Raw genomic sequence first — 24,150 nt, forward strand, 5'->3', positions numbered from 1 at the left:
CTGTGGCAATGCCGAGAGGGTCACACCTGTTCCCATCCCGAACACAGAAGTTAAGCCTCTCTGGGCCGATGGTACTGCACGGGTAACTGTGTGGGAGAGTAGGTCGCCGCAGGGAATTTAATTGAAAAGCCCCACCGTTAAAAAACGGTGGGGCTTTTCGCTGTCTGCGTTAACAACCTACGTTTTCTTGAAAACCTGCCTCTACAAACCCTTCGTGGTCCGTGGGTAATTCTCTTTCTTCTTTGTTCCAGGTTGACAACGCGTACTTCGATGTACCAAACTGTGCTGAGTTTCTTTCTGAAGTACTTTCGGGAGTCATCTTTGTCACAGATCAGCTTCGACAACGTTACTGCAGTCATCAATGATTATATCCGCCTGGAAAACGTCACCCTTACGCTACGACCTGACGAGCAGTGGGCTATTGTCGGCGCCAACGGTTCCGGCAAATCTACTTTCGGCAAGTTGCTCTGCAACAACCTTAAGGTAGTTACAGGTTCTTGCCAGACGGCACTACGTCCCGCTTTTGTTTCCTTTGAAAAGTTGAACGAAGTTCTCGAAGAGGAACGCTATAACGACGACTCGGACTTTATCGGCAAAGTGGATGAGGGCACCATCGTCACCGATTTCATTCTCGGGGTACATCCCTTGGCCTGTGACCGGGAGAAACTCCAGGTTCTCGCGCAGGATCTCGCCTTTACCACGATTCTTCCCCGTGGCCTTAAATACCTCTCCACCGGCGAGATGCGGAAAGTGCTTATCTGCAAAGCGCTCATGCAGGATCCTGATCTGCTCGTGCTCGATGAACCGTTCGATGGTCTGGACCGGCAATCGGTCCTGGTACTCAATGAGCTGATCTCGAAATCGATCGGCAACGGGCTGAGAGTGATTCTGCTTCTGAACCGCTTCAGTGAAATTGTCCCAGAGACCACCCACATCGCGTACGTGAAGGACTGCCGGATTCTGATGTCAGGTCCCAAGGACGAACTGCTTAACTCCGAGGCCTTGCGGCGCTTTCATGCCTTCCATTACACCCTGCCGCCGCAGTTGCCCGAAATTGATCCGTCCACGGAGATTGCTCCCCTGCCGGAAATTTTGCCGCTCATCGAGATGCGTGATGTCGTGGTCCGCTACGATGAGAAGTATGTCCTCAATGGTCTGAGCTGGACCGTAAGCCGCGGAGAGCATTGGAAGATCTCGGGCCCCAACGGTGCCGGCAAGTCCACGTTGCTCAACCTTATCGGCGGGGACAATCCCCAGGCGTATGCCAACGACATCACCCTCTTTGGAATCAGAAAAGGTTCAGGCGAGAGTGTCTGGGATATCAAGAGACGGATCGGTCTGGTCTCCACCGGGTTCCAGCAGGATTACCGGGTCGGCGTCACGGTGAAGATCGTCGTTATCTCCGGCATTTTCGATTCGATCGGCGTCTACCACGACTACTCGAAACGCCAGCAGGAGATCGCGCTCGAGTGGCTCAAAATGCTGCACATGGAGAAGCATCTCGACACCCCGTTCCGCAACCTGTCCTATGGTGAACAGCGACTGGTCCTCTTGGCGAGGGCCATGGTTAAACAACCGGATCTGCTGATTCTGGATGAGCCGTGCCAGGGGCTTGATGATGTGAACCGGGAAATGGTACTGAAGCTGGTCGATCACCTCGGTAAAACCGGTCGCAGCCAGATCCTCTACGTGACCCATCACCAGGAAGACAAGATACCCTGCATCCTGAATCACCTTGAACTGGTTCCGGCGCAAGGTGGAGGATTTACCTCGAACATCTCTGTTGAGGAACTATGACTGTCGGTGACTGTGAGGGGGCTATGACTGAGACACAGGTCCAGATGGAGCCGGGCTGGAAAGAGCGGCTGATCGGCGAATTTGCCAAACCGTACATGCAAGAGCTGAAGGCTTTCCTGCGAGATGAGCTGGCCCATCGAAAGATCATCTATCCCAAAGGGAACGAGTACTTCAACGCCTTCAATTCCACGCCGTTTGACCGGGTAAAGGTGGTGATCCTCGGTCAGGACCCGTACCACGGACCGAACCAGGCCCATGGCCTCTGTTTTTCCGTGCAGCAGGGTGTTGAGCCGCCACCGTCCTTGATCAACATCTTCAAGGAGATTCAGGCGGACCTCGGGCTCACCCCCGCCGACTTCCGGCATGGCAACCTGAAGAGCTGGGCCGATCAGGGAGTCTTGTTGCTTAACAGCGTGCTGACCGTGGAGCAGGGACGTGCCGCCGCGCACCAGGGGAAAGGGTGGGAAACGTTCACCGACCAGGCGATCGCCGAGCTTAACGAGAAAAGGACCGGCCTCGTCTTCATGTTGTGGGGATCGTATGCTCACAAGAAAGGTGAGGTCATCGACAGCAGGAAGCACCTGGTGCTGAAGGCCCCGCATCCCTCTCCGCTGTCGGCGCACCGGGGGTTCCTCGGCTGCCGCCACTTCTCGAAGGCAAACGCGTACCTGGTTCAGCAGGGGGCTACGCCCATTGATTGGCGGCTCCCCTGATTCTGGCTAGTGGCCGTGTGCCGCCCCAGCCGGGGATAGGTCCCGGCATCTACCAACAAAAAAACGCCCCGCCGGGACTGCCCGCGGGGCGTTTTCGTTACCTGCACCTTCCGGTCAGGAGGGGAGGGTGAGTTCCATGTCCGGACCGATCGACTCGAGCCGGGGGAGTTGCGGGGTGAACAGCTCCTCCGCAAGGGCGATGATGCTCTCCGGCGATACCGCCTCGAGCTGTTCGAGCTCTTCAGCCATGGTACGTGCCCTACCGAAATAGCCGACCTCTTTGGAGAGCGGGATCAGCCAGTCAGAAGGATCGTCCAGGCTCAAGAGCAGCTTGCCGCGCGCCTGGCGTTTGGCGTCGTCCAGGCTGAGCGGGGTGAGCTTTTCCTTGGCAAGTTTCAGCACCTCACGGTGGCAGACATCAATCGCCTCTTGGGCGCGGCTGCTGTTGCACCCGGCAACCACGACGAACGCGGGGCGGTCGCTGTACTCCAAGAGGTATGCGCCAACCGAATAGGCCAGGCCGCGCTCCTCGCGCACCTCCCGGAACAGGCGCGAACTCATGCCACCGCCGAGCACCAGACGCAGCAGCTGCATCGACCAGTAGCGTGAGTCGGTGGGCGGCAAGGAGGGGTAACCAAGGTAGAACTGGACCTGTTGCATGTCGCGTTGGTTATGGCGCGCGCAACCGACGCCGATCTCGGCAGAGGGTGGGAATGAGGGCTTGGGAGCCGGTTCCCGGGCGGCGCCGCTCCCAAGGTAGCTATCGACTAGGGAAACGATACTGTCGTGATCGATGTTCCCGGCGGCCGAAACCACGGTGGATTTCGGTACGTACCGCTGCCGCATGTGCTGCATGAGTTGTTCTCGGGTGATGGAGCCGATCACCTCCGGGGTCCCCAGGACCGGTCGCCCTAAGGGGTGCCCGGCCCAGAACCCAGACGCGAACCGGTTGTGCAGGAAGCGGTCCGGGTTGTCCTCGGCGCGCTTGATCTCCTCGAGAACGACACCGCGCTCCATCTCGATCTCCTTCTCGGGGAAATTGCTGTTCAGGAACATGTCGCTCAAAACATCGAATGCCTGGGGGAGATCGCTGCTCAAGGCCTTGAGATAATAGGTCACCCCTTCTTGGCTCGTGCAGGCGTTGGGCTGGGCCCCGATTGCATCGAGTTCGGTGGTGATCTGGTAAGAACTCCGCTTCTCGGTCCCTTTGAAAAGCAGATGCTCTAAGAAATGCGAGGCGCCTCCGATGCTGGTATCCTCGTCGCGGGAACCGCTCAACACGTGGATCGCGATGGCGGCACCCTGCAGTCCGGGTGTCGGCTGGGTGATGATGCGGGTTCCGTTGGCGAGTTCGCTCTGGTGGATCTTCGGTAGGTTGGAAAGTTTATCGGGCATGCCATTGACTCCTTCGGCAACAAGTCAGGCTGGAGTGGTCTGCTCCCCATGACGAGAAAACCTTAGCCAGTTTTAAGATCATCTGTATTTTCAATGGTTTAATTGTACCCTCTTGGATCCTGGTTCGTCAAAGGCCACGGAGAATTAAATTTCCCTCCAAGAATTCCCGGGTTCCAGAGGGCGGTTGCTGCGCCGGGCATTTCCTTTCAGCCCAAATCCGCTACACTATCCACGGATAATTTGAAGGTGTTAATGCTGATGGAGCATGGCAGTTGCCTGTTCGGTGCCGGGCGGGTAGGCGAGGAGGAACCAATGATGGGGAGATTGGTCTGGTTCGGTATGGTCGTACTCGTGCTGCTGGGGGTTTTCTGCCATGAGGTGCTGGCACAGGAAACGCTGACCCCGCAAGGAAAGCGTTTTCTCAAGGAAGCAGCGAGCATCAATGTGATGGAGATGCAGATGGGCCGGTTGGCGCGCGATCGGGCCGAGAACCCGGAGGTGAAGGAGTTCGGCGAGCGACTGGAACTGGACCATGGCACCGCCTACGATGACCTGCAACGGATCGCTGCCGCAAACAACGTCAAGCTGCCCCGCCAGGTGGAACGCAAGCACAACGTGCTGATGGCTCGGCTTACCCGGCTCTCGGGACGGGAGTTCGATCGGAACTTCGTGTACGCGATGATGCGAAGCCATACGAAGAGTGTGGCCCGTTTCAAGAAGGCGAACCGCAGGCTCGATGACGATGACCTCCGGGCCTGGAGCGTGCGCTATTTGCCGGTTTTCGAGGAGCACCTGAGTTACGCAAAGGGTTTGGCACAGAAGCTCGGCAGTCACTAAACCCGCCTCAACGACTCACCCCCTTGCCACCGTTTCTTGACTTTCCAGCGAAAACCGACGAGACTACCCCGCTGTGCCTTTACGTCCCAGGGCAATATCAGGAAAGTCAGGAACCTTCATGCAGGCGAAAACCCTCAAGTCAGACCTTTTACTCCTCCTAATCGCCGCCATCTGGGGTGGCGGATTCGTGGCCCAGCGCAACGGGCTGGAATTCCTGGGGCCTTTCACCTACAACGGGGTCCGTTTCGCCCTGGGAAGCCTCTCGCTTTCACCGCTGGTCTTGCTGAACCGCAGGCGCCAGGCCCCGTACCACGGAGCCCTGCCGCAGGGGGGAACCCGCGCCCTGGTGTACGGCGGCCTCCTGGCAGGCGGCGCGCTCTTCGTGGGCGCTTCCCTGCAACAGGTCGGCATCGCCTACACTACCGCCGGCAACGCGGGGTTCATCACCGGCCTCTACGTGGTGATCGTACCGATCCTCGGCATGTTCTGGGGGCAGCGCCCCTCGACCGGCACCTGGCTCGGGGCCATCCTGGCGGCCTCGGGGCTTTTCCTTTTGAGCGTTACTGAGCATTTCACCATCGGTTTTGGGGACCTGCTGGAGCTGATCGGCGCCTTCTTTTGGGCCGGGCACGTGCTGCTGATCGGCTGGTTGTCGCCGCGCCTGGACGCCTTCAAGCTCTCCGCCGCCCAGTTCGCGGTTTGCTCGGTGTTAAGCCTGATCACCGCCTTTGCCATCGAACACATCACCCTCTCCGCCATCCTCGCCGCCTGGCGCCCCATCGGTTACGGGGGGCTCATCTCCGTCGGTTTCGCCTACACGATGCAGGTGGTGGCGCAACGCGATGCACACCCCGCCCACACCGCGGTCATCCTGAGCGCCGAAGGGGTTTTCGCCGCCATCTGGGGGTGGCTGTTCCTGAACGAGGTGCTCGGAACCCGCGGCCTGCTCGGTTGCTGCCTGATGCTCACCGGGATGCTCTGCTCGGAGCTTTGGACCCTGGTGCTGCGGCTCAAGGGGCGACCGAGCGCGGCCTGATCCTGCCTTTTTAGTCTTTGCGCTGTCCCCCCGCCGACTGGTAAAATAGCGATAGAAGTAAGAAAATCGGCAAAGGGGGGAGCCATGAAAAAGCTCGTGAGCATAGCCCTTGCAGCCGCCTTCCTGCAGGCCGGCGGCTGGATCCTCGATGTGGTGCAGGTCGCAGAGGCTGCACCGCACGGTGTGCACACCGGCGTCGGAAGGGGGGGCGCTGGCTGGAGCGGCCGTGGTGAGGGATGGCACGGAGGCGGCGGCTGGCATGGAGGGTACCGCGGGCACGGCGGTGGAAGCTTCAACGTCTGGCTCGGACCGAGCTGGTGGTGGGATCCCTTCTACTACCCGTACTATTCGAACTACCCCTACTACAGCCAGCCCCCGGTAGTGATCCAGCAGCCTCAGGAGTACGTGGTTCCTGAGACGAGATCCCAGGACACCGGTTACTGGTTCTACTGCCAGGATGCCAAGGCTTACTACCCCTACGTGAGACGCTGCCCGGGTGGGTGGATTAAGGTCGTCCCCACGCCGCCAGCGGGGGAGGAATGAGACCATGAGGAGACGTTCTCTTTCAATAGGGTTGCTGGGTGCCCTGCTCTTGGCGGCAGGGTGTGCCACCATGCCCACAGGGCCGACAGTCCGGGTCTTGCCGGCTCCCGGCAAGACCTTCGAGCAGTTCCAGGCGGAAGATGCCATCTGCCGGCAATGGGCTGAACGCCAGGTCGGCATGAAGCCGCAGGAACGGGCCGACCAGAACACCGCAACCGGTGCGGTAGCCGGTACCGCCATAGGCGGCGGGCTCGGTGCAGCGCTCGGGGCGGCGGGGGGGCATGCCGGAGCCGGTGCCGCCATCGGTGCCGGAACCGGGCTTTTATTCGGAACCGCGGCGGGCGCCAGCTCGGGTGAGGCCTCGGGGTACGAGGCACAGCGCCGCTACGACAACACCTACGTACAGTGCATGTACGCCAAGGGGAACCAGGTTCCAGGTGTGGTGCGCCGCACGCCGCGCAGGACCATGGCACCACCGCCGCCTCCGCCCGACTACGACTATTCGGTCCCCTCGGATTACTACCCCACACCGGAACGGTGATGGGGAATTAGTTTGAACTCAGAAAGGTGTTGTGCTAGGTTCGCTGCTGGCTGCACCGCGAGGTACGGCGCAGAGCTTCTGCGGCATCAAAGGATTTGGAAAAGGGGATCGTGCCGTTGTGCGTATGACTATTGGTAAAGCGCTGCCGTTATGTGCCGCCGTTTTGGGCGGCATCTTGCTTTTTCTGGGGTACGCGGGATTCGACCAGTTCTACCTGGAGTGGATCTTTTTGCTGCCGCTGTTTTGGGCGATTCGCGACCAGCGCCCCAAGCACGCCTTCCAGCTGGGGTGGTGCGCCGGCATCGTGGGACACGCCGGAGGCTTTTACTGGGTGATCGGGATGTTCCAGGTCTTCGCCGGCCTCCCGTGGCCGCTGGCCGCCCTGGGGCTGCTGTTTCTGGCGGCGGCTAACGGCCTGCTCATGGGGGTCTGGGCCTGGGCGGTCCGCGTCGCTGCCCTTAAAACGCGCTGGAGCCTGGTCTGGGTGGCACCGGTGGTCTGGACCGCCCTCGAGAAGTTCTGGCCCGAGGTTTTTCCCAACTACCTGGGAGCGAGCCAGTACCAGTTGCCGCTCTTGACCCAGATCGCCGACCTGGTCGGTATCCTCGGGGTGAGCTTCCTGGTGGTCTTCATCAATGCCGTGCTCTGGAGCGTCTTGAGCGGCTGGCTGGAACGGCGCAGCTTCACCTGGCGGCCGCTTGCGGTACTGGCCGCCGTCCTCGTCGCGGTTTTGGGTTACGGCGCCTACCGGATAGCTGCGGTGGAGCGCCAGGTAGCCTCTGCCGAGCAGTTGAGCGTCGGGCTGATCCAGACCAACCAGGGAGGGACCGCCAAGTACTACGATCCCGACGCCATCTTCCGGGAGCACCAGGCGATGACCGTGGCACTGGCCCAGGTTCAGCCGCTGGACCTCACGGTCTGGCCGGAAGGGATCTGCGAGATCGCCCTCGCCTCGTCCCGCGAGGGACAAGTGCCCGCCTTCGCCGGCATGAAGACGCCGGTCCTTTGGGGGGCGGTGCTGAAGGAGATGGGGCCCGGCTCCGGAAAGGTCTGCAATACCGCGCTGCTCACCGATCCCTCGGGGCGGATCTTGGGGACCTACGACAAGAGCGTCTTGGTCCCCTTCGGGGAGTACATCCCCTTTGGCGACATCTTCCCGCGCCTTTACTCCTGGTCCCCCTACACCAGCAGATTCTGGCCCGGCGAGAGCGAAGAACCGCTCACCCTGGGGAAACACCGGCTCTCGGTGAGCATCTGCTATGAGGACATCTTCCCGGAGAAGATCCGCGCCCTGATGCGCGGCGGCCGGGAGGGGCGCCGGCCCGACGTGATGTTCAACCTGACCAACGACTCCTGGTACGGCAAGTCCACTGAGCCGATGGAGCACCTGGCACTGGCGAGCTTCCGCTCCATCGAGAACCGCCGGGCCCTGGTGCGGGTAACCAACACCGGCATCTCTGCTATCGTCGACCCGGTCGGCCGGATCGTGAGCCGCACCGGCATCTGGACCAAGGAGACACTGGTGAATCGGGTCCCCATACTGCAGGGGACGACGGTCTACGCGCGTTACGGCGACCTGCTCGGCTGGCTCTGCATCCTGCTTACCGCCTGGTGCATCGGGCAGGCGCTGGGGATGGCGGGCAAGGGGCGCAGTGGCGACGGCGCGGAGGAGACACGGGAAGAACACGCCGGCGCGCACTCTTCCAGGAAATGGCACTGAGTCAGAAGGGGCGCTGACTGGTCCTTCATGGGGGGCTCAGGGTTCTCTCAGGTTTGACAGCGGGGGATATTCGACTATAGTTCCTGACTCAGCGGACCGCGCTCTTTCAGGATCAAGAAAAGCTTCTATCACTCGAGGCGCTGCTCCTGAAAATCAGGGACAGAGACTTAAGCGGATCGGACTCGGTTCAGCCCCAAAAGGGATGCGATGACCACTCTGCCAGAAACTACCGAGCTCCTTTGCGAACTCAACAAGGGTAACACCTCACCGCTGGGCGCGACCGTCTACCACGGCGGGGTGAACTTCAGCGTCTTTTCCAGAGACTGCACCAGCGTCGAGCTGTTGCTCTTCGACCGCGTCGACGACCCTCTCCCCTCCCGGGTCATCCAGCTAGATCCCAAGTACAACCGCACCTACCACTACTGGCACACCTTCGTCCCCGGCATCGGCTCCGGCCAGCTCTACGGCTACCGGGTCGCCGGCCCCTTCGCACCGGAGCGCGGGCTGCGCTTCGACCCGGAGAAGCTGCTCATCGACCCCTACGGGAGAGCGGTGGCGGTCCCCGGCGGCTACGACCGCGGCGCGGCCTGCCGGCCCGGCGACAACCTGGCGCGGGCCATGAAAAGTGTCGTTGCCGACCCGCGCGGCTACGACTGGGAAGGGGACCGGCCGCTCAAGCGCCCCTTCTCCCGGACCATCATCTACGAGATGCACGTGGCGGCCTTCACCAGGCACCCGTCGTCGGATGTGGCCCCGGAACGGCGCGGCACCTATGCCGGCCTCATCGAGAAGATCCCCTACCTCCAGGAACTCGGCATCACCGCGGTGGAGCTTTTGCCGGTGTTCCAGTTCGACCCCCACGATGCCCCGTACGGCCTCAACAACTTCTGGGGGTACAGCCCGGTCTCCTTCTTCGCCCCCCACGCCGCCTACAGCTCGCGGCACGAACCGCTGGGGCCTTTGGACGAGTTCCGCGACATGGTGAAGGCGCTGCACAAGGCGGGGATCGAGGTGATCCTGGACGTGGTCTTCAACCACACCTCGGAGGGGAGCCACGAAGGCCCCACCTTCAGCTTCCGCGGCTTTGGCAACGACGTCTACTACATGCTCGCCGAGGACGGCAGCCCCATCGATCACTCCGGCTGCGGCAACACCTTCAACGCGAACCACCACGTGGTGCGCCGGTTGATCATCGACAGCCTGCACTATTGGGTGAAAGAGATGCACGTCGACGGTTTCCGGTTCGATCTCGCCTCCATCCTCTCCCGAGACAGCGCCGGGCAGCCGCTCAAGAACCCGCCCATCCTCTGGGACATCGAGTCGGACCCGGCCCTTGCCGGGATCAAGCTGATCGCCGAGGCCTGGGATGCCGGCGGCCTGTACCAGGTGGGAAGCTTCATCGGCGACAGCTGGAAGGAGTGGAACGGCGAGTTCCGGGATGACGTGCGCCGCTTCATAAAGGGGGACAACGGCTCGATCTCGCGTTTCGTGTCGCGGCTTCTGGCGAGCCCGGACATCTACGGCCACCAGGAGCGCGAGCCGGAGCAGAGCATCAACTTCGTCACCTGCCATGACGGCTTCACCCTGAACGACCTGGTCTCCTACGACCGCAAGCACAACGAGGCCAACGGCGAGCTGAACCGCGACGGCGCCGACCAGAACCTGAGCTGGAACTGCGGCGTCGAGGGGCCGACCCAGAACCAGGCGATCGAGGAGCTGCGCAACCGCCAGGTCAAGAACTTCCTCGCGGTTACCCTCTTGGCACTGGGGACGCCGATGCTGCTCATGGGTGACGAGGCGCGGCGCACCCAGCTCGGGAACAACAACGCCTATTGCCAGGACAGCGAGATAGGCTGGTTCGATTGGCGGTTCTTGGAGCGCCACGCCGACATCCACCGCTTCGCCAAGCTGCTCATCGCGGCGCGCCTGATGCGCGACGACACCACCCTCATGGAGCCGCTCACCCTGAACCAGCTCTTGCGGCAGGCAAAGCTCGAGTGGCACGGGGTGCACCTGGGGGCGCCGGACTGGAGCCACGAGTCGCACAGTATCGCGCTTACCGCCTGGAGCGCCTCCCGGCGGGTGGTGTTCCACTACATGATCAACGCGTACTGGAAGCCGCTCAGCTTCACGCTCCCCTCGCCGCTCAAGATGCCCGGCGGCACCTGGTATCGCTGGATCGACACCTCGCGGGCCGCACCAGAGGACATCGCCCCATGGGATGCCCTCACCCCGGTCGCCAACGGCAGCTACCGCCTGGTCGGGCGCTCCCTGGTCGTCCTGGTCGCCCTGGCGCCCTAGCGGTTCCGATTCCGGTTCCAGGACACGTTCGGGGCGGTGCCGGGGCCGGCAGATTCCCCGGAACGCGCGGCGCTCGGCGAGAGGGGAGAGCGGGTGTCCGCCACGTTAGCTGCAATCTCAACACAAGGAGTAGGCATGTCTTCAAGCTTCGGGACCCTTTTCAAAGTGACCACCTTCGGAGAGAGCCACTGCGCGGCGGTGGGGGCCATCGTGGACGGTTGCCCTGCCGGGCTTTTCCTCTGCGAAGCCGATATCCAGGTGCAGCTGGACCGGCGCCGGCCGGGGCAGAGTGCCCTCTCGACACCGCGCAGCGAGGCCGACCCGGTCTCAATCCTCTCGGGTGTGGAAAACGGCGTCACCCTGGGGACCTCGATCGGGCTCATGGTCCCAAACGCAGACCAGCACCCCGAGGATTACCAGGAGATGGCCGAGGTGCCGCGCCCGTCGCATGCCGACTACACCTACCAGGTGAAATACGGGGTGCGGGCGCAAAGCGGCGGCGGCCGGGCCAGTGCCCGGGAGACCATCGGCCGGGTGGCGGCAGGGGCGATTGCCGAGAAATATCTGGCCCAAAAGCATGGCATCGAGATCGTTGCCTGGGTGGAGAGTGTCGGAGGACTTTCGGCGGGGCGGGTGGACCTGGAGACCCTGACCCGGCAGGAGGTGGACTCAAGCCCGGTGCGCTGCCCGGACCGGGAGACGGCCCAGGCCATGATCGAGCTGATCGGCGAGGTGAAGGACAACAAGGACTCGATCGGCGGCGTGGTCGCCTGCGTCTGCCGCAACGTGCCGGCTGGGTTGGGTGAGCCGGTCTTCGACAAGCTGGAAGCGCTTCTGGCCCACGCCATGCTCTCGCTGCCCGCCTCCAAGGGGTTCGAGATCGGCTCCGGTTTTACCGGCAGCCGGATGCTGGGGAGCGAGCACAACGACCCGTTCGTTGCCAAGGGGGGGCGGCTGGGGACCCTCACCAACCACAGCGGCGGGATCCAGGGTGGGATCTCCAACGGGGAGACCATCTACTTCCGGGTCGGCTTCAAGCCACCGGCCACCATCGGACTCAAGCAGCGCACCGCCGGCTTCGACGGCGTCCAGACCGATCTCGAGGCCAAGGGGCGCCACGACCCGTGCATCGTGCCGCGGGCGGTGCCGGTGGTCGAGAGCATGGCCGCCCTGGTGCTGATGGATCTCCTGCTCAGGCAGGAATTCCGCAGGGGGTAACACAAAAAAACCTCTCCGTAGATTGGAGAGGTTTTTTTCGCGCCGAGATCCACCGCGCGCTCATCTCTTGCCGGGGGCCGGTGCAGTGCAGACCTTCTCCAGCACCAGGGACATGCGCTCTCCGGCGGGGACCTCTTCCCAGTTGGTCACCCCGGAGAGGTCGCTGCGGTTCAGTACCGCTCCCTGCTCGTCTAAGTGGGTCGCCTCAACAAGCCGGGTGCGCCCCTCGGTGCAGTCCACCTGGTGCTGATAGTGCGACTCGAAGAGCCCCTGGTACTTCTTCTGGTTCCCCAGGATCTTGAGCGCATCGGCCTTCCCCTCGTCGCTGTAGACCACCCGGGTCCGCACCTGCGCCATCCCCTCGTGCGGCCTCGGTCCGCTCTGGTCATAGTAAAAGCGCGAGTCCTGGTTCTCGTCGAGAAGCACCCAGTCAGGCGCCGCGCCCCAGGCAAAGCCCGCTGCCAGGATTGCTGCCGCTGCCACTACGCCATTTAACAGCTTTCTTACCGCGTTCCCCATGACTCCCTCCTCTAGGCGCACCGGCCCCGGCGTGTTGGTTCAGGCCCGCGACTCGATCTCTTCGGCCTGCAACTTCAGGCGCTGCATCTCGGTTTCCAGGTCGGCCACGATCTCGGCCTCGCCGTAGAGCACCCCCTTGATGATGCGCGCTTTCGGGCTCACGTCGACGTCGTACTCGAGGTTCTGGGGGGCGACGGGGCTCTGCCGGGCGGTGCGCACCACCTTGGTCACGATGGTTCCGGTGAACTGGGGATGCTCCAGCAACTCGTGGTGGATCTGGCTCTCGTAGGGGTGCACGGTGATCTTCTCACGCACCCGCTCGCCGTGCAGCATGAGCTCCCTGATGCAGACGTTGCCGGCCTTCTCGACAATCCTCGACTCGGTGACCCCCGGGATGAAGCGCTCCGGGTTTTGCAGCCGATCCAAAAGCAGGTTCCACAGCGTGTCGTGCTCGGCATGAACCAGCGTGGTCAGCGTCTTGATGAACATGGTCGCCCTCCTTGTGCTCTTCCATAAAGGTAACTGCCTCGCCGGCAGCTTGTCAGTGTGATTGCTTTGAGCGATGACAGAAACCTAATTATATTGTTCTATTGTTACGGGTCAAGTGCAGCGGTGAAACAGTGGCGGTCCCGCTGTGAGTTCAGAAGGGAGCCGGCGGCACGGTGAACGCCCGCCGCATCAGTGTTAGAAAAATTTGACACACCCGGGGGCGCAGCTACAATGTGGAGCGGCAGACGCTGCCGGTAGCTTGGCAGCAGGCTCTCAGCCAAAGGAGGCGGCCATGTCAGTTGCAGAGAAGGGTTCCCTAGTAACGAGACATCCCCTTCTGGTGGGGGCTGCGGCGGGGCTTATCGCCGGGATGGTCACCGGGAGGGCCGACCGGTTGCTTGGCCTTTTGGTGAGCGACGCCCAGAAGCGGCGGGAGCGCACGGTCCGCAAAGGGTCGCCGCATGAGATCGCCGGGCCCTACTTCGCGGAGAAGCTATTGGGCCGCAGCCTCGGCAGGCGCGGCGAGAAGCGGGCCAAGCTCGCCTTCAGCGTCGCCTATGGCCTGGGGTGGGGCTTGCTGCACGGCCGTCTCAGGCGCCGTTTCCCCCGGCTCACTCGCCTGGCAGGGCTTCCCTTCGCCGTCCCCTTCTTCTTCGCCTGCGACGGCTGCATCGCGCCGCTTTTCGGGATCTCGCCGCGGCTCACCCGGATCCCGTGGCAACCAAGCCTCAAGGAATTGGGGAACCACATCACCTGGACCGCAGTCTCCGAGATGGTGCACCGGCTGGCGGAGAAACGCTGACGGGGGAAGGCCTCCGGCCTCGGTGCCAAAGGAGTCGGCAATGGGCTCACGATCACGGACACTCTCTGGGGAACTCCCGTCCTGGCTCAGCAAGCTACTCATCGTGGGGACGATAACGGCGGTAGCGCTTGCCGAGCTCAGGCGTCCGCTGCGGGTGCCGCGGCAGAGCAAGCTGAACCGGGACCGCAGGAACCTTGTCGTGGCACTATTGGCGGCGGGGACCGTAGCACTCGCCGAGCGGCCGGTGGTGGGCCCCCTTGCCCGGAGGGTGCAGCGGCACAACCTCGGGCTCTTGAAGCTGGTCCGGCTCCCGGTAACGCTCGAGGTGCTCCTCGCGGTGCTGCTGCTTGACTACACCCTCTACATCTGGCACTACCTTACCCACAAGGTCCCATTCCTGTGGCGTTTCCACCTGGCCCATCACGTCGATCTGGACCTGGACGCCTCCACCGCGCTCCGCTTTCATCCCGGAGAGCTGCTCCTGTCGGTCCCCTGGCGCGCGGCCCAGGTGCGCCTGCTCGGGATCGCCCCGTTCTCGCTCGCCCTGTGGCAGACGCTCACCCTCCTGGAGATCCTGTTTCACCACTCGAACCTCCGGCTCCCTCTCGGCCTGGAGCGCCGGCTGTGCCGTATCATCGTGACCCCGCGCATGCACGGCATCCACCACTCGATCGTGCGCCGCGAAACCGAATCGAACTGGTCCACCATCCTCTCCTGGCCCGACTACCTGCACGGCACCCTGCGCCTCAACGTACCGCAGCAGGCGGTAACCATCGGCGTGGCGTCGTACCAGAACGCGGCCGAACTCACCTTGGGCAAGATCCTTCTGCTTCCTTTCCAAAAGATGCGCAGCACACGGGCGCCCCTGCGCGGCCCGCTCGCCATTCCCCGCAACACGCTTGCCGGCTAATCCCGCAGCCTCGCCGCCCGCTCCACCATCGTGAGTTCCCGCTCGACCCGGGTCGCCTGCCTGCGGACCAGCGCGTCGACGTAGCGCGAACCGAGCTGGCTGTTGGCCAGGGTGCGCTGGAGCGCGGGGAGCCTGAGAATGACCCCGAGGATGGCCGCGAGGGCCCGGTGGCTGGTGAGCGCCTGGTTGTCCCAGACCAGGTTCTGCAGCTTCCCCTCCTCGACGGCCATCTGTACCACCCGGTGTGCGCCGTCCACCGGGGTGACGAGCCGCTCGGGGCGCGGTACCAGGATAAGCGCCGTCTCGCTGCAGGCTCGCACGCAGACCCCGCACCCCAGGCAACGCGCCGGCGCCAGCACCGCGCGGCGCTGCCAGCGGTGCAGCGGGTCGTGGGCGGAGACAAGCCCGATGGCATCGACCGGGCAGGCGTTCACGCATTTGCCGCAGCCGCTGCACCGGTCGCGCTTGATGCGGACCAGGTAGTTGCTGGTGAGCACCGGGTGCAGGTTGCAGAACTTGCGGGCCGCGGCGAGCTGGTCGCAGCAGCAGCTGCAGCAGTTGCACAAAAAGCTGATGCCGCTTTGCGCGTTCTCGGCAAACTGCACCAGCCCCTGCTCGCGCGACCTCTGCAGGATATCCAGGCATTCCGCCGCGTCGATCTGCCGGGCGCTGCCGTGCCGGACCAAGGATTCGGCAACACTATCGAAGACGAGGCAGGTTTCCAGGTCGGCACTGCAGCCGCGTCCTAGGTTGATCTGCGTATGGCGGCAGGCGCAGGTCCCGACGGCGATGGCGCGCGCGGCGCGGATGGCTGCACTGGCGCGCTCGTAGTCGAGGACCCGGCTCACCTGCTGCGGCTGGATGCTTTCCTCGTCCACCAGGATGCGCCCCAGGCGGGTGGTCCCCTCCCCGAGCAGTGAGCTCACGAAGTCGTCCTCCACGTTCAGGTACTGCTTGAGCAACTCGCTCAGCGCCTCCTGCGGGGCGTCCCCTTTGACCCGCATCAGCGCGTACTTGAGAAAGCCGGAGATTGGCGGCGGGAGCAGGTAGAGCTTTTCCCCGTTTTCCTGCTCCAGGTCCAGCATCAGGGCGCGGTCCGCCAGCCCTTCCAGGATGCGCGCCGCCTCCACCTCGCGCAGCTGCCACAAGAGCGCCGCCCGGGCCGAGGAAAACGGGCCGAAAGGGACCTGGCTCACCAGGCGCGCCTCCTTCTCGCTGAAGAGCAGCGCGAGTATCTTCATGAACAACTCGGAGTGTGGAGCGCCCTGCGGATATTTGTGCAGACGGTCGATCAGTAACTGGTAGCCGTGGTGCGCAGAGAGGTACGACATAGATGATCTCCAACGCTGTGACAGGTTGACAAACGGCAGTTTCAAGGGGAAACATAGGGAAGGCCGGTCTCTAGGAGCTAAATAGCGGAAGTCTTGGCTGGCTCTCCCGCTGACATGCCAGATGCACTTCCGCCTGTTTTGACTCTTGGTGAAAAATTTTTAACAGTATAGCGGCCTTTGTCGGGGCCGCAACAGCGGATGAAACAGAGTAACGAACATTTCGGTTGGAGGAGCTATGTTTTTGTTTCTGCTTTGCTATCTTGCCATTTACGGCGGAGCTCATGCCTGGTTGCTGCTGCGGGTGGTGCGCTGCTTCGGGCTGTCGCAGCCGGTTCCCGCGGCCCTCGCCGCACTGGGTGTCTTCATGGTGTCGGCCCCCATACTGGTGCGCCTTCTGGAGCGCCAGCACCTGGAAGTGCCGGCGAAGGTGGTCGGGTATCTCGGATATCTGTGGATGGGCTTTTTCTTCCTCTTTTTGAGTGCCAGCATCGGACTCGACGTGCTGCGCCTGCTGCTTGCCGGGATGGGATGGTTGACCGGGCGCGACCTCGCCCCCTCCGAACCGCAGCTTCTCGGGGTAGCCATGGTGCTCGCGCTGGCCAGCTCGCTGTACGGCTACTTCGAGGCGCGCCGGATCAGGGTAGAGCGGGTTACGCTGGTGAGCGTCAAGCTGCCGGCGGGCGTGCGGCTGCGCATCGCCCAGGTCTCCGACGTGCACCTGGGGCTGATGGTCGGCAAGGAGCGCCTCGCGCAGATCCTGGCCCTGGTGCGGGCCGAGAAACCCGACCTGCTGGTTTCGACCGGTGACCTGGTGGACGGCCAGCGTGACGGTTTGCAGGACCGGGACCGGGAGCTCACTGCTCTGCGGCCCGGTTTGGGCAAGTTCGCGGTGCTGGGGAACCACGAGGTGATCGCCGGCCTGGCTCCTTCGGTCGCCTTTACCGAACAGGCCGGTTTCCGACTGCTGCGGGGCGAGTGGCTGCCGGTCGGCGACCACCTGGTCGTGGCAGGCGTGGACGATCCGGCACTCCCGGGAGGGGCGGACAAGGGTGCCGAGGAGCGCCTGCTAGGTGCGATCCCGACCGGGCGTTTCGTCTTGTTGCTCAAGCACCGCCCCAAGGTAGCAACCGCCTCGCGGGGGCGCTTCGATCTGCAGCTTTCGGGGCACGTGCACAAGGGGCAGATCTTCCCCTTCAACCTGATCACCCATTTCGTCTACCCGGCACCTCTGGGGCTCTCCGAGGCCGGATCCGGGTCGCACCTCTATGTGAGCCGGGGTACCGGAACCTGGGGGCCGCCGATTCGGGTCTTTGCTCCGCCGGAGATCACCGTCTTCGACATCGTGCCGTCTCAGAAGACCTAGTCCGCGCTCTGCGTCCTGCCGCGGCGCTCTCTCTCCCTGGCCCTGCGGCCCGTCCCGGGGTGCCGGCCATAGAGTCCCACCCAGAAACGTCTTCGACACGTCTCACCTGCTCAGCGCGTTCCCCATCCCACAACACAGGGTGGCGCGATCGACGCCCCGCGCCTTTCGGTATCGAGCGCACCTTTGGTCGCGACCGGCACGCCGCTGTTGTTAACCGAACAGTTCTCCTTGGTTGACGAGTGGCGGCGCCTGTGCTAAGAAGGTGACTTCCGGATTTCCCCCTCCTTTCGCGGGGCAATCGGAGGAGGCAGCGTGCAGAGTTTCGCGGAAGAACTGGAACAGCTCCGTGCTCAAGGCCTGTACCGGAGCATGCGGGTGATACAGGGCGCCATGGGGAGCCGGGTGGAGCTCGACGGCCGGCCGGTGCTCCTTTTGTGCTCCAACAACTACCTGGGGCTGGCGGACCACCCGGAGCTGAAGAGGGCTGCAGTCCAGGGGGCCGAGCTGGGAACCGGCAGTGGGGCCTCGCGGCTGGTCTCCGGGACCATGGAGCTGCACCAGCGCCTGGAGGCGCGCCTCGCCCGCTTCAAGGGGACCGAGCGGGCGCTCCTTTTCAACTCCGGGTACGCCGCGAACACCGGCATCATCTCCGCCTTGGTCGGCCGGGGTGACGCCATCTTCTCGGATCGACTCAACCACGCGAGCATCGTAGACGGTGCGCTGCTTTCCCGGGCGAACCTCCATCGCTACCCGCACCTTGACTTCGATGCGCTCGAGAAGCTGCTCCAGGAGAAGGGGGGCAAGGGGAGGCGCCTCATCGTCACCGACGGCGTGTTCAGCATGGACGGCGACATCGCCCCGCTGGACCGGTTGGTGGGGCTGGCACGCCGCTACGATGCGCTCTTGATGGTGGACGACGCCCACGGCTGCGGTGTCCTGGGGGCTACCGGCCGCGGTTGCGCCGAACTCTTCGGCGTCCAGAAAGGGATCGATATCCAGATGGGAACGCTGGGAAAGGGCTTCGGCAGCTTCGGTGCCTACGCTGCGGCATCGGGCGAGATCTGCGAGTATCTGGTGAACACCTCGCGCAGTTTCATCTTTTCCACCTCGCTTCCGCCTGCGGTTCTGGCGGCGTCGCTGGCGGCGGTCGACCTGGTGGACTCGCCCGAAGGGGCCCGTCTGCGCGAAAGGCTGAGCAGCAACACCGCCCTCTTCAAGAAGCGACTCGCCGATGCCGGATTCGATACCATGGGGAGCGAGACGCAGATCGTCCCGGTTTTCGTGGGGCCTGCCGAGACGACCATGGAATTCAGCCGGGCCTTGCTGGAGCGCGGGATTTTCGTGCAGGGGATCCGGCCGCCCACCGTCCCCGCGGGGAGCTGCCGGCTGCGCTGCACCGTGATGGCGACGCATGAGGCTGCCGACCTGGTGGAGGCGGCGGATACCATAGCCTCGGTGGGGCGGCAGCTCGGGGTTATCTAGAGATTGGCCGCAGCGCGGAAGCGGGAACTTCCGGTGCTGCTGCGGTTGGGACGCTGGAGCGTCCCTGTCCGCATTCTCACGCCGGAGCGTGGGAACGAAGGGCGTAGGAACGAGGGGCGGTACGAGGAATAATAGATGCCTGACGTGGGAATCGATAGCGGCGTGAGCCTTCACTACGATGAGATCGGCAGCGGGCGGCCGGTGGTCTTCGTGCACGGCTGGGCCATGTCCGGGCGCGTCTGGCGCTTCCAGCACTCCCTTGCCCAAAGCTTCCGGCTGGTCTTACTGGACCAGCGGGGACACGGGCACTCGAGTGCCGGTAGCGGGTACGGTCTCGCGGACTTCTCCGGGGACCTGGTCTCGTTCGTCGAACAGTTGGACCTCCGGGACGTCGTGCTCGTCGGCTGGTCGATGGGGGTGCAGGTGGCGCTGGAAGCGTTCCCCAAGCTGCGCGACCGGTTGGCCGGGGTGGTGCTGGTCGGCGGAACCCCGCGCTTTACCTCCTGCGATGGTTATCCGCACGGCAAGCCCCCGGTTGAGGTAAAGGGGCTGGGGCTGCGCCTGCGTCGCGACTACCAGAAGACCATGGGCGATTTTTTCCGCGGCATGTTTGCCGAAGCGGAGATGGATGCGGCGCAGTATCAGCGGATCGTGCACGAGATCGTGATGGGCGGGAAATCCCCGGACCACGAGGCGGCCCAGCTGGCGCTGCAGATCCTCTCCTCCGCCGACCTGCGCGAGGGGCTATGTGGGATCGACCGCCCGGTGCTGCTGGTGCACGGCGCCGAAGACGGCATCTGTCCGGTGGGGGCTTCGCAGTACATGGCGGAACGGCTGCCGCAGGCTGAGCTGAAGGTCATGGAAGGGTGCGGCCATGCACCGTTCATGACGCGGCCGCAGGAGTTCAACCGGGTCTTGCAGGATTTTCTGGCGCGGCTGGGGTAGGGGGAGGAGATAGAGGGTTCCCCCAAGGGGACAGTCATCTGCGGAGCCAGTCCCCCTCCCCGCAAATCGAGAATGACAGGATTTAGATGGTTACCACTATAGACAGACGCAAGGTGCAGAGCTCGTTCCACCGGCAGGCGGGCGATTACGACAGCCACGCCGTGGTGCAACGCCGGGTGGTGGAGCGGCTGACCCGCGGGCTCGCCTCCCAGAATCTGCAGCCCGCGCGGCTTCTCGATGTCGGTGCCGGCACGGGGAAGCTGCTGGGCGCGCTCTGCCGCCTCTATCCCACTGCGCTCGCTGTAGGAGCCGACCTTGCGCTCGGCATGTGCCAGACCGCGGCGGTGAATCTCTCCGACTCTCAGGTGGTGCTGGTCAATGCCGACGCCGAACGGCTTCCCTTTGCGGACGGCGCCTTCGACCTGGTGCTCTCTTCTTCGACCTTCCAGTGGCTCCCCGCGCTGGACCAGGCTTTCGCTGAGGTGTTGCGGGTGCTCGCGCCCGGTGGGACCTTCCGCTTCGCCCTCTTTGGCGCCCTGACGCTCTTCGAGCTGCGCGAGTCGTACCGGAAGGTGTTGAGGGGCGGCCCCGACCGCACCCACAACTTCCTGCCGCAAGAGGAGGTGCTGGCCGCATTGCAGCGGGTCGGTTTTCGGGACGCGTCGGTTCAGGCCGAACTGGAGGTGGAGCGGCACGCGGACGTTCCCGACCTGCTCCGCTCGCTGAAACGGATCGGGGCGGGAAGTACCGCGCCGGCCGCCTCGCGGGGGCTCTCGGAACGCCGCATCATGCTCAACATGATGGACGAGTACCGGCGGGAGTATGGGGACGCTGACGGCATCCCGGCGACGTATGAAGTCGTGTACGGCTGGGGAGTGAAGGCGGGATAGACGAAGGAAAAAAAGGGGCACCCTCATCGAAGGTGCCCCTTTTGCGTTACGGTGCGGGATCCCGAAATCTCGCTTAGGCGCGGGTCAGCTGGCGGTAGTGGATGCGGTGCGGTTGGTCGGCCGCGGTGCCCAGACGGGCGTGGCGGTCTTCCTCGTACTCGGAGTAGTTCCCCTCGAACCAGACCACCTTGCTGTCGCCCTCGAAGGCGAGGATGTGGGTGGCTATGCGGTCCAGGAACCAGCGGTCGTGGGAGATGACCACGGCGCAACCCGCGAAGTTCTCCAAGGCCTCCTCCAGCGCACGCATGGTGTTCACGTCGAGGTCGTTGGTCGGTTCGTCGAGGAGGATGACGTTGCCGCCCTCTTTCAGCATCTTCGCCAGGTGCACGCGGTTTCTCTCGCCCCCGGAGAGCATCCCCACCTTCTTCTGCTGGTCGGAACCGGAGAAGTTGAAGCGGGCCACGTAGGCGCGGGAGTTGACCAGCTGCTTGCCGAGCTGGATCTGCTCCTGGCCTTCGGAGATGACTTCCCAGATGCTCTTCTCGGAATCGAGCGAGTCCCTGCTCTGGTCCACGTAGGCGAGCTTCACGGTCTCGCCGACCTTGAAGGTGCCGGAGTCCGGCTGCTCTTGTCCGGTGATCATTCGGAACAGGGTGGTCTTGCCGGCGCCGTTGGGGCCTATCACCCCGACGATGCCGCCCGGCGGCAGGCGGAACTCCATCCCTTCCATGAGGAGCTTGTCGCCGTAGGCCTTGTCGACGCCGGCGGCCTCGACGACCACGCCACCCAGGCGCGGGCCGGCGGGGATGAAGATCTCCAGCTCGCGGGCCAGCTTATCGCTGGTGTCGTTGAGCATGTCCTCGTAGGCGGTGATACGCGCCTTACCCTTGGCGTGGCGACCCTTGGGCGACATCCGGATCCACTCCAGCTCGCGCTTGAGGGTCTTCTGGCGGTCGCTCTCGGTCTTCTCTTCCTGGGCCAGGCGCTTCTCCTTCTGCTCGAGCCAGGAGGAGTAGTTCCCCTGCCAGGGGATCCCCTGGCCGCGGTCCAGTTCGAGGATCCAGCCGGCCACGTTGTCCAGGAAGTAGCGGTCGTGGGTGACGGCGATGATGGTGCCGGCGTAGCGCTGCAGGTGCTGCTCGAGCCAGGCGACGGATTCGGCGTCCAGGTGGTTGGTCGGCTCGTCCAGGAGCAGGATGTCAGGCTTCTGCAAAAGGAGGCGGCAGAGCGCGACGCGGCGCTTCTCGCCGCCGGAGAGGTTCGCCACGTTGGTCTCGGGGGGCGGGCAGCGCAGGGCGTCCATGGCGAGTTCGAGGCGGCTGTCCAGGTCCCAGGCGTCCAGGTGGTCCAGCTTCTCCTGCACCTTCGCCTGGCGGTCGCAGAGCTTCTCCATCTCGGCGTCGCTCATCTCCTCGCCGAATTTCAGGTTGATCTCGTTGAATTCGTTAACCAGGTCAACGACTTCCTGCACCCCTTCCTCGACGCACTGGCGCACGGTCTTGGACGGGTCGAGCTGCGGCTCCTGCTCCAGGTAGCCCACGGTGTAGCCCGGGGAGAGGATGGTCTTGCCGTTGAACTCCTTGTCCACGCCGGCCAGGATGCGCAATAGCGAACTCTTACCGGAGCCGTTCAGGCCCAACACGCCGATCTTGGCGCCGTAGAAGTAGGAGAGGTAGATGTCTTTAAGGACCGGTTTCTTGTCGTAGAACTTGCTCACTCCAATCATGGAGTAGATAACCTTGTTCGGATCTATGGCCATGCAGTCTCGTCGCCTCCGTTTTTAATTTAATTTTCCCATTCTTACATGGTTGCAGCCCGCTGTGTCAACAGGGGAATCTTAACAAGTCGATCCTTGACTTTCTTTACTAGGTATAGTTAAATCCGCAGGTTCAAATACTCTGACGGGGGGACTCCCTACATGAAACCAGGTAATGTTGCAGGGCTTTTTTGCAGTACGGTAGTGCTGGTAGTGGCCCTTATTTCCGGATGCGGTTCCTCCTCCAACAAGACCATTCCTTCCTCTACTACTATCTGGTATGGACACAGCCTCGTTTTCAGGGGGTACACCACCCTGACCGCCGGGTACAACGGCTTCGGGCAGCTTGGAGTCGGCAACCTCGACAACCAGGCCGCCTTGGTCAAGGTTGCCGGGCTCGGGCGGGTAGATGGGGCCGCCCTGGGGGCGGATCATACCGTCGCCTTCTCCTTTGCCAACATCAGCACGGTCTACGCCTGGGGTTCCAACTACCATGGCCAACTCGGCAGCGCGGTAACCACCTCCGGCACCCAGGCGTACAGTCCGACGCCGGTCAAGGTGCACGGCTTCGGCGGCGGAACCGTCAGTGCCGTGGCGGCAGGTGCGTTCCACTCCCTCGCGCTGGTAAACGGCAACGTCTATACCTGGGGCTACAACGGCAACGGGCAGTTGGGCAACGGCAACTATAGCGACACCAGCATCCCCTCCCCGGTGATCGTGGCAGGAAGCACCTCGATACCCATCAACAACATCGTGCAGGTAGTGGCCGGCGGTACCTTCTCGGCCGCCCTGACCGCCGACGGCAAGGTCTACACCTGGGGAAACAACGACAAAGGACAGCTGGGGCGGATTCCCACCAGCCCCTTTGCCAGCGATAATACCGCGGATCTGGTTCAGCTTGACGGTGGCTCCGGCCATGCCAACACGTTGACCAACATAAAGAAGATCGCTGCCGGCGGCAGCACCTGCTACGCCCTCAGTAACGACAACACGACGGTGTATGCCTGGGGGTACAACGGCTCCGGCCAGATAGGGAGAAACCCCTTTAGCAACATAACGACTGCCCAGAATACCATTGTGCCCGGCACCTCCAGCGTGGTTCCGTTTACCATCAACCTCAGCGCATTTCTGGGCGGGACCAACAATGTCACCATCACCGATATCTCCGCAGGTCTCGAACATGTTCTCGTGTTGCTGAGCGACGGTTCGGTCGTATCTTGGGGGTTCAACGGCTTCGCGCAGGCGGGCCGCAACGTAACCCCGTCCAGCACTGATCCCCAGGGCCTTGGCGTAGTGAGGTTCCCCACTCCCGGCTACGTACGCTTCGATAACACCACTAACGTCCAGGGGTCGGGCGATCCTGCCCACGACGTGACCAAGATCCTGGCAGTCGGAAACCATTCGCTCGCCTTCCGGTCCACCACCGGCAAATGGTACGGTTGGGGCGACAACGGGTACGGCCAGTTGGGAAACCCGATCGCCACCAGTTCGGCCGGCTATATCCAGGTTCCGAGCCTGGTGGCCGGGTACTGACCTGCTTGCGGCGGAGCCGGCCCCGAGCT

21 protein-coding genes and 1 rRNA gene are annotated in these 24,150 nt (G+C 63.4%); 17 read left to right on the top strand and 5 right to left on the bottom strand.

The features are described 5' to 3' along the window. The 3 genes from rrf to ung form a co-directional block, all read left to right on the top strand. A 5S ribosomal RNA gene (rrf, locus tag GMST_RS19375) occupies window positions 1-115 on the top strand; the annotation flags it as partial. A gap of 206 nt (window positions 116-321) precedes the next feature. Further along, window positions 322-1,797, top strand: coding sequence for a molybdate ABC transporter ATP-binding protein ModF (gene modF, locus GMST_RS19380; RefSeq protein WP_246399916.1), 1,476 nt, complete (start codon window positions 322-324; stop codon window positions 1,795-1,797). Between the two features lie 23 nt (window positions 1,798-1,820). Then, complete coding sequence (gene ung / locus GMST_RS19385; protein WP_183356360.1) at window positions 1,821-2,510, top strand: uracil-DNA glycosylase; 690 nt, start codon at window positions 1,821-1,823, stop codon at window positions 2,508-2,510. A 114-nt stretch (window positions 2,511-2,624) separates the two neighbouring features. Here the strand turns inward: ung and GMST_RS19390 are convergent, their stop codons facing one another. Beyond that, window positions 2,625-3,905, bottom strand: coding sequence for a M16 family metallopeptidase (locus GMST_RS19390; protein ID WP_183356361.1), 1,281 nt, complete (start codon window positions 3,903-3,905; stop codon window positions 2,625-2,627). 252 nt (window positions 3,906-4,157) lie between these two features. Between GMST_RS19390 and GMST_RS19395 the strand changes: the two genes are divergently transcribed. The 7 genes from GMST_RS19395 to aroC all read left to right on the top strand — a co-directional run bounded on the left by GMST_RS19395 (window position 4,158) and on the right by aroC (window position 12,101). Beyond that, window positions 4,158-4,742, top strand: coding sequence for a DUF4142 domain-containing protein (locus GMST_RS19395; RefSeq protein ID WP_183356362.1), 585 nt, complete (start codon window positions 4,158-4,160; stop codon window positions 4,740-4,742). A 118-nt stretch (window positions 4,743-4,860) separates the two neighbouring features. Next, window positions 4,861-5,778: a DMT family transporter gene (locus GMST_RS19400; RefSeq protein WP_183356363.1), complete on the top strand. Its 918-nt coding sequence runs from the start codon at window positions 4,861-4,863 to the stop codon at window positions 5,776-5,778. An 84-nt stretch (window positions 5,779-5,862) separates the two neighbouring features. Beyond that, window positions 5,863-6,321, top strand: coding sequence for a hypothetical protein (locus tag GMST_RS19405; RefSeq protein WP_183356364.1), 459 nt, complete (start codon window positions 5,863-5,865; stop codon window positions 6,319-6,321). Window positions 6,322-6,391: 70 nt separating this feature from the next. Beyond that, on the top strand, window positions 6,392-6,862 hold the full coding sequence (locus GMST_RS19410; RefSeq protein WP_246399918.1) for a glycine zipper family protein: 471 nt from the start codon (window positions 6,392-6,394) through the stop codon (window positions 6,860-6,862). Window positions 6,863-6,986: 124 nt separating this feature from the next. Beyond that, a complete protein-coding gene (gene lnt / locus GMST_RS19415; protein ID WP_183356366.1) occupies window positions 6,987-8,582 on the top strand; it encodes an apolipoprotein N-acyltransferase in 1,596 nt (531 codons plus the stop codon). Between the two features lie 207 nt (window positions 8,583-8,789). Then, the gene (gene glgX / locus GMST_RS19420; RefSeq protein WP_183356367.1) at window positions 8,790-10,883 is read left to right on the top strand and encodes a glycogen debranching protein GlgX; all 2,094 of its coding nucleotides are present in this window, start codon (window positions 8,790-8,792) and stop codon (window positions 10,881-10,883) included. A gap of 135 nt (window positions 10,884-11,018) precedes the next feature. After that, complete coding sequence (gene aroC / locus GMST_RS19425) at window positions 11,019-12,101, top strand: chorismate synthase (RefSeq protein ID WP_183356368.1); 1,083 nt, start codon at window positions 11,019-11,021, stop codon at window positions 12,099-12,101. 60 nt (window positions 12,102-12,161) lie between these two features. Here the strand turns inward: aroC and GMST_RS19430 are convergent, their stop codons facing one another. Then, window positions 12,162-12,620: a surface-adhesin E family protein gene (locus GMST_RS19430; RefSeq protein ID WP_183356369.1), complete on the bottom strand. Its 459-nt coding sequence runs from the start codon at window positions 12,618-12,620 to the stop codon at window positions 12,162-12,164. A gap of 39 nt (window positions 12,621-12,659) precedes the next feature. After that, window positions 12,660-13,109, bottom strand: coding sequence for an AtaL-like protein (locus tag GMST_RS19435; RefSeq protein WP_183356370.1), 450 nt, complete (start codon window positions 13,107-13,109; stop codon window positions 12,660-12,662). Between the two features lie 292 nt (window positions 13,110-13,401). On the opposite strand from GMST_RS19435, the gene GMST_RS19440 reads away from it, so the two are divergent. Next, complete coding sequence (locus tag GMST_RS19440; RefSeq protein ID WP_183356371.1) at window positions 13,402-13,911, top strand: DUF1440 domain-containing protein; 510 nt, start codon at window positions 13,402-13,404, stop codon at window positions 13,909-13,911. 40 nt (window positions 13,912-13,951) lie between these two features. Then, on the top strand, window positions 13,952-14,821 hold the full coding sequence (locus tag GMST_RS19445) for a sterol desaturase family protein (protein ID WP_183356372.1): 870 nt from the start codon (window positions 13,952-13,954) through the stop codon (window positions 14,819-14,821). Here GMST_RS19445 and GMST_RS19450 read toward each other — a convergent pair. Then, on the bottom strand, window positions 14,818-16,152 hold the full coding sequence (locus GMST_RS19450) for a 4Fe-4S binding protein (protein WP_183356373.1): 1,335 nt from the start codon (window positions 16,150-16,152) through the stop codon (window positions 14,818-14,820). The genes GMST_RS19445 and GMST_RS19450 overlap by 4 nt on opposite strands. Before the next feature lie 235 nt (window positions 16,153-16,387). Between GMST_RS19450 and GMST_RS19455 the strand changes: the two genes are divergently transcribed. From GMST_RS19455 to GMST_RS19470, 4 genes are all read left to right on the top strand, one after another. After that, window positions 16,388-17,515 carry a metallophosphoesterase gene (locus GMST_RS19455; protein ID WP_183356374.1) on the top strand — a complete coding sequence of 376 codons (1,128 nt, stop codon included), beginning with the start codon at window positions 16,388-16,390 and terminating at the stop codon, window positions 17,513-17,515. Window positions 17,516-17,827: 312 nt separating this feature from the next. Then, complete coding sequence (bioF, locus tag GMST_RS19460; RefSeq protein ID WP_183356375.1) at window positions 17,828-18,997, top strand: 8-amino-7-oxononanoate synthase; 1,170 nt, start codon at window positions 17,828-17,830, stop codon at window positions 18,995-18,997. A 135-nt stretch (window positions 18,998-19,132) separates the two neighbouring features. Then, a complete protein-coding gene (locus tag GMST_RS19465) occupies window positions 19,133-19,942 on the top strand; it encodes an alpha/beta fold hydrolase (protein WP_183356376.1) in 810 nt (269 codons plus the stop codon). A gap of 86 nt (window positions 19,943-20,028) precedes the next feature. Beyond that, entirely contained in the window at window positions 20,029-20,832 is an 804-nt protein-coding gene (locus GMST_RS19470) for a methyltransferase domain-containing protein (protein ID WP_183356377.1), read from the top strand. 73 nt (window positions 20,833-20,905) lie between these two features. Here the strand turns inward: GMST_RS19470 and ettA are convergent, their stop codons facing one another. Next, window positions 20,906-22,591 (bottom strand): energy-dependent translational throttle protein EttA, encoded by a 1,686-nt coding sequence (ettA, locus tag GMST_RS19475; protein WP_183356378.1) that lies wholly within the window; start codon window positions 22,589-22,591, stop codon window positions 20,906-20,908. Between the two features lie 159 nt (window positions 22,592-22,750). Between ettA and GMST_RS19480 the strand changes: the two genes are divergently transcribed. Continuing rightward, window positions 22,751-24,121 carry an RCC1 domain-containing protein gene (locus tag GMST_RS19480; RefSeq protein ID WP_183356379.1) on the top strand — a complete coding sequence of 457 codons (1,371 nt, stop codon included), beginning with the start codon at window positions 22,751-22,753 and terminating at the stop codon, window positions 24,119-24,121. The last annotated feature ends 29 nt before the right edge of the window (window positions 24,122-24,150 follow it).

Origin of the sequence: Geomonas silvestris (assembly GCF_014193515.1) — a bacterium.
Classification (GTDB): domain Bacteria; phylum Desulfobacterota; class Desulfuromonadia; order Geobacterales; family Geobacteraceae; genus Geomonas; species Geomonas silvestris.

What these genes read in the sequence shown, in the direction of transcription:
- GMST_RS19440 (WP_183356371.1), top strand. Translation starts at nt 13,402, where the DNA reads ATGTCAGTTGCAGAGAAGGGTTCCCTAGTAACGAGACATCCCCTTCTG.
- GMST_RS19450 (WP_183356373.1), bottom strand. Translation starts at nt 16,152, where the DNA reads ATGTCGTACCTCTCTGCGCACCACGGCTACCAGTTACTGATCGACCGT.
- GMST_RS19465 (WP_183356376.1), top strand. Translation starts at nt 19,133, where the DNA reads ATGCCTGACGTGGGAATCGATAGCGGCGTGAGCCTTCACTACGATGAG.
- GMST_RS19395 (WP_183356362.1), top strand. Translation starts at nt 4,158, where the DNA reads ATGCTGATGGAGCATGGCAGTTGCCTGTTCGGTGCCGGGCGGGTAGGC.
- lnt (WP_183356366.1), top strand. Translation starts at nt 6,987, where the DNA reads ATGACTATTGGTAAAGCGCTGCCGTTATGTGCCGCCGTTTTGGGCGGC.
- GMST_RS19480 (WP_183356379.1), top strand. Translation starts at nt 22,751, where the DNA reads ATGAAACCAGGTAATGTTGCAGGGCTTTTTTGCAGTACGGTAGTGCTG.
- GMST_RS19435 (WP_183356370.1), bottom strand. Translation starts at nt 13,109, where the DNA reads ATGTTCATCAAGACGCTGACCACGCTGGTTCATGCCGAGCACGACACG.
- GMST_RS19400 (WP_183356363.1), top strand. Translation starts at nt 4,861, where the DNA reads ATGCAGGCGAAAACCCTCAAGTCAGACCTTTTACTCCTCCTAATCGCC.
- GMST_RS19455 (WP_183356374.1), top strand. Translation starts at nt 16,388, where the DNA reads ATGTTTTTGTTTCTGCTTTGCTATCTTGCCATTTACGGCGGAGCTCAT.
- GMST_RS19410 (WP_246399918.1), top strand. Translation starts at nt 6,392, where the DNA reads ATGCCCACAGGGCCGACAGTCCGGGTCTTGCCGGCTCCCGGCAAGACC.
- GMST_RS19430 (WP_183356369.1), bottom strand. Translation starts at nt 12,620, where the DNA reads ATGGGGAACGCGGTAAGAAAGCTGTTAAATGGCGTAGTGGCAGCGGCA.
- glgX (WP_183356367.1), top strand. Translation starts at nt 8,790, where the DNA reads ATGACCACTCTGCCAGAAACTACCGAGCTCCTTTGCGAACTCAACAAG.
- GMST_RS19445 (WP_183356372.1), top strand. Translation starts at nt 13,952, where the DNA reads ATGGGCTCACGATCACGGACACTCTCTGGGGAACTCCCGTCCTGGCTC.
- GMST_RS19390 (WP_183356361.1), bottom strand. Translation starts at nt 3,905, where the DNA reads ATGCCCGATAAACTTTCCAACCTACCGAAGATCCACCAGAGCGAACTC.
- ettA (WP_183356378.1), bottom strand. Translation starts at nt 22,591, where the DNA reads ATGGCCATAGATCCGAACAAGGTTATCTACTCCATGATTGGAGTGAGC.
- ung (WP_183356360.1), top strand. Translation starts at nt 1,821, where the DNA reads ATGACTGAGACACAGGTCCAGATGGAGCCGGGCTGGAAAGAGCGGCTG.
- aroC (WP_183356368.1), top strand. Translation starts at nt 11,019, where the DNA reads ATGTCTTCAAGCTTCGGGACCCTTTTCAAAGTGACCACCTTCGGAGAG.
- GMST_RS19405 (WP_183356364.1), top strand. Translation starts at nt 5,863, where the DNA reads ATGAAAAAGCTCGTGAGCATAGCCCTTGCAGCCGCCTTCCTGCAGGCC.
- GMST_RS19470 (WP_183356377.1), top strand. Translation starts at nt 20,029, where the DNA reads ATGGTTACCACTATAGACAGACGCAAGGTGCAGAGCTCGTTCCACCGG.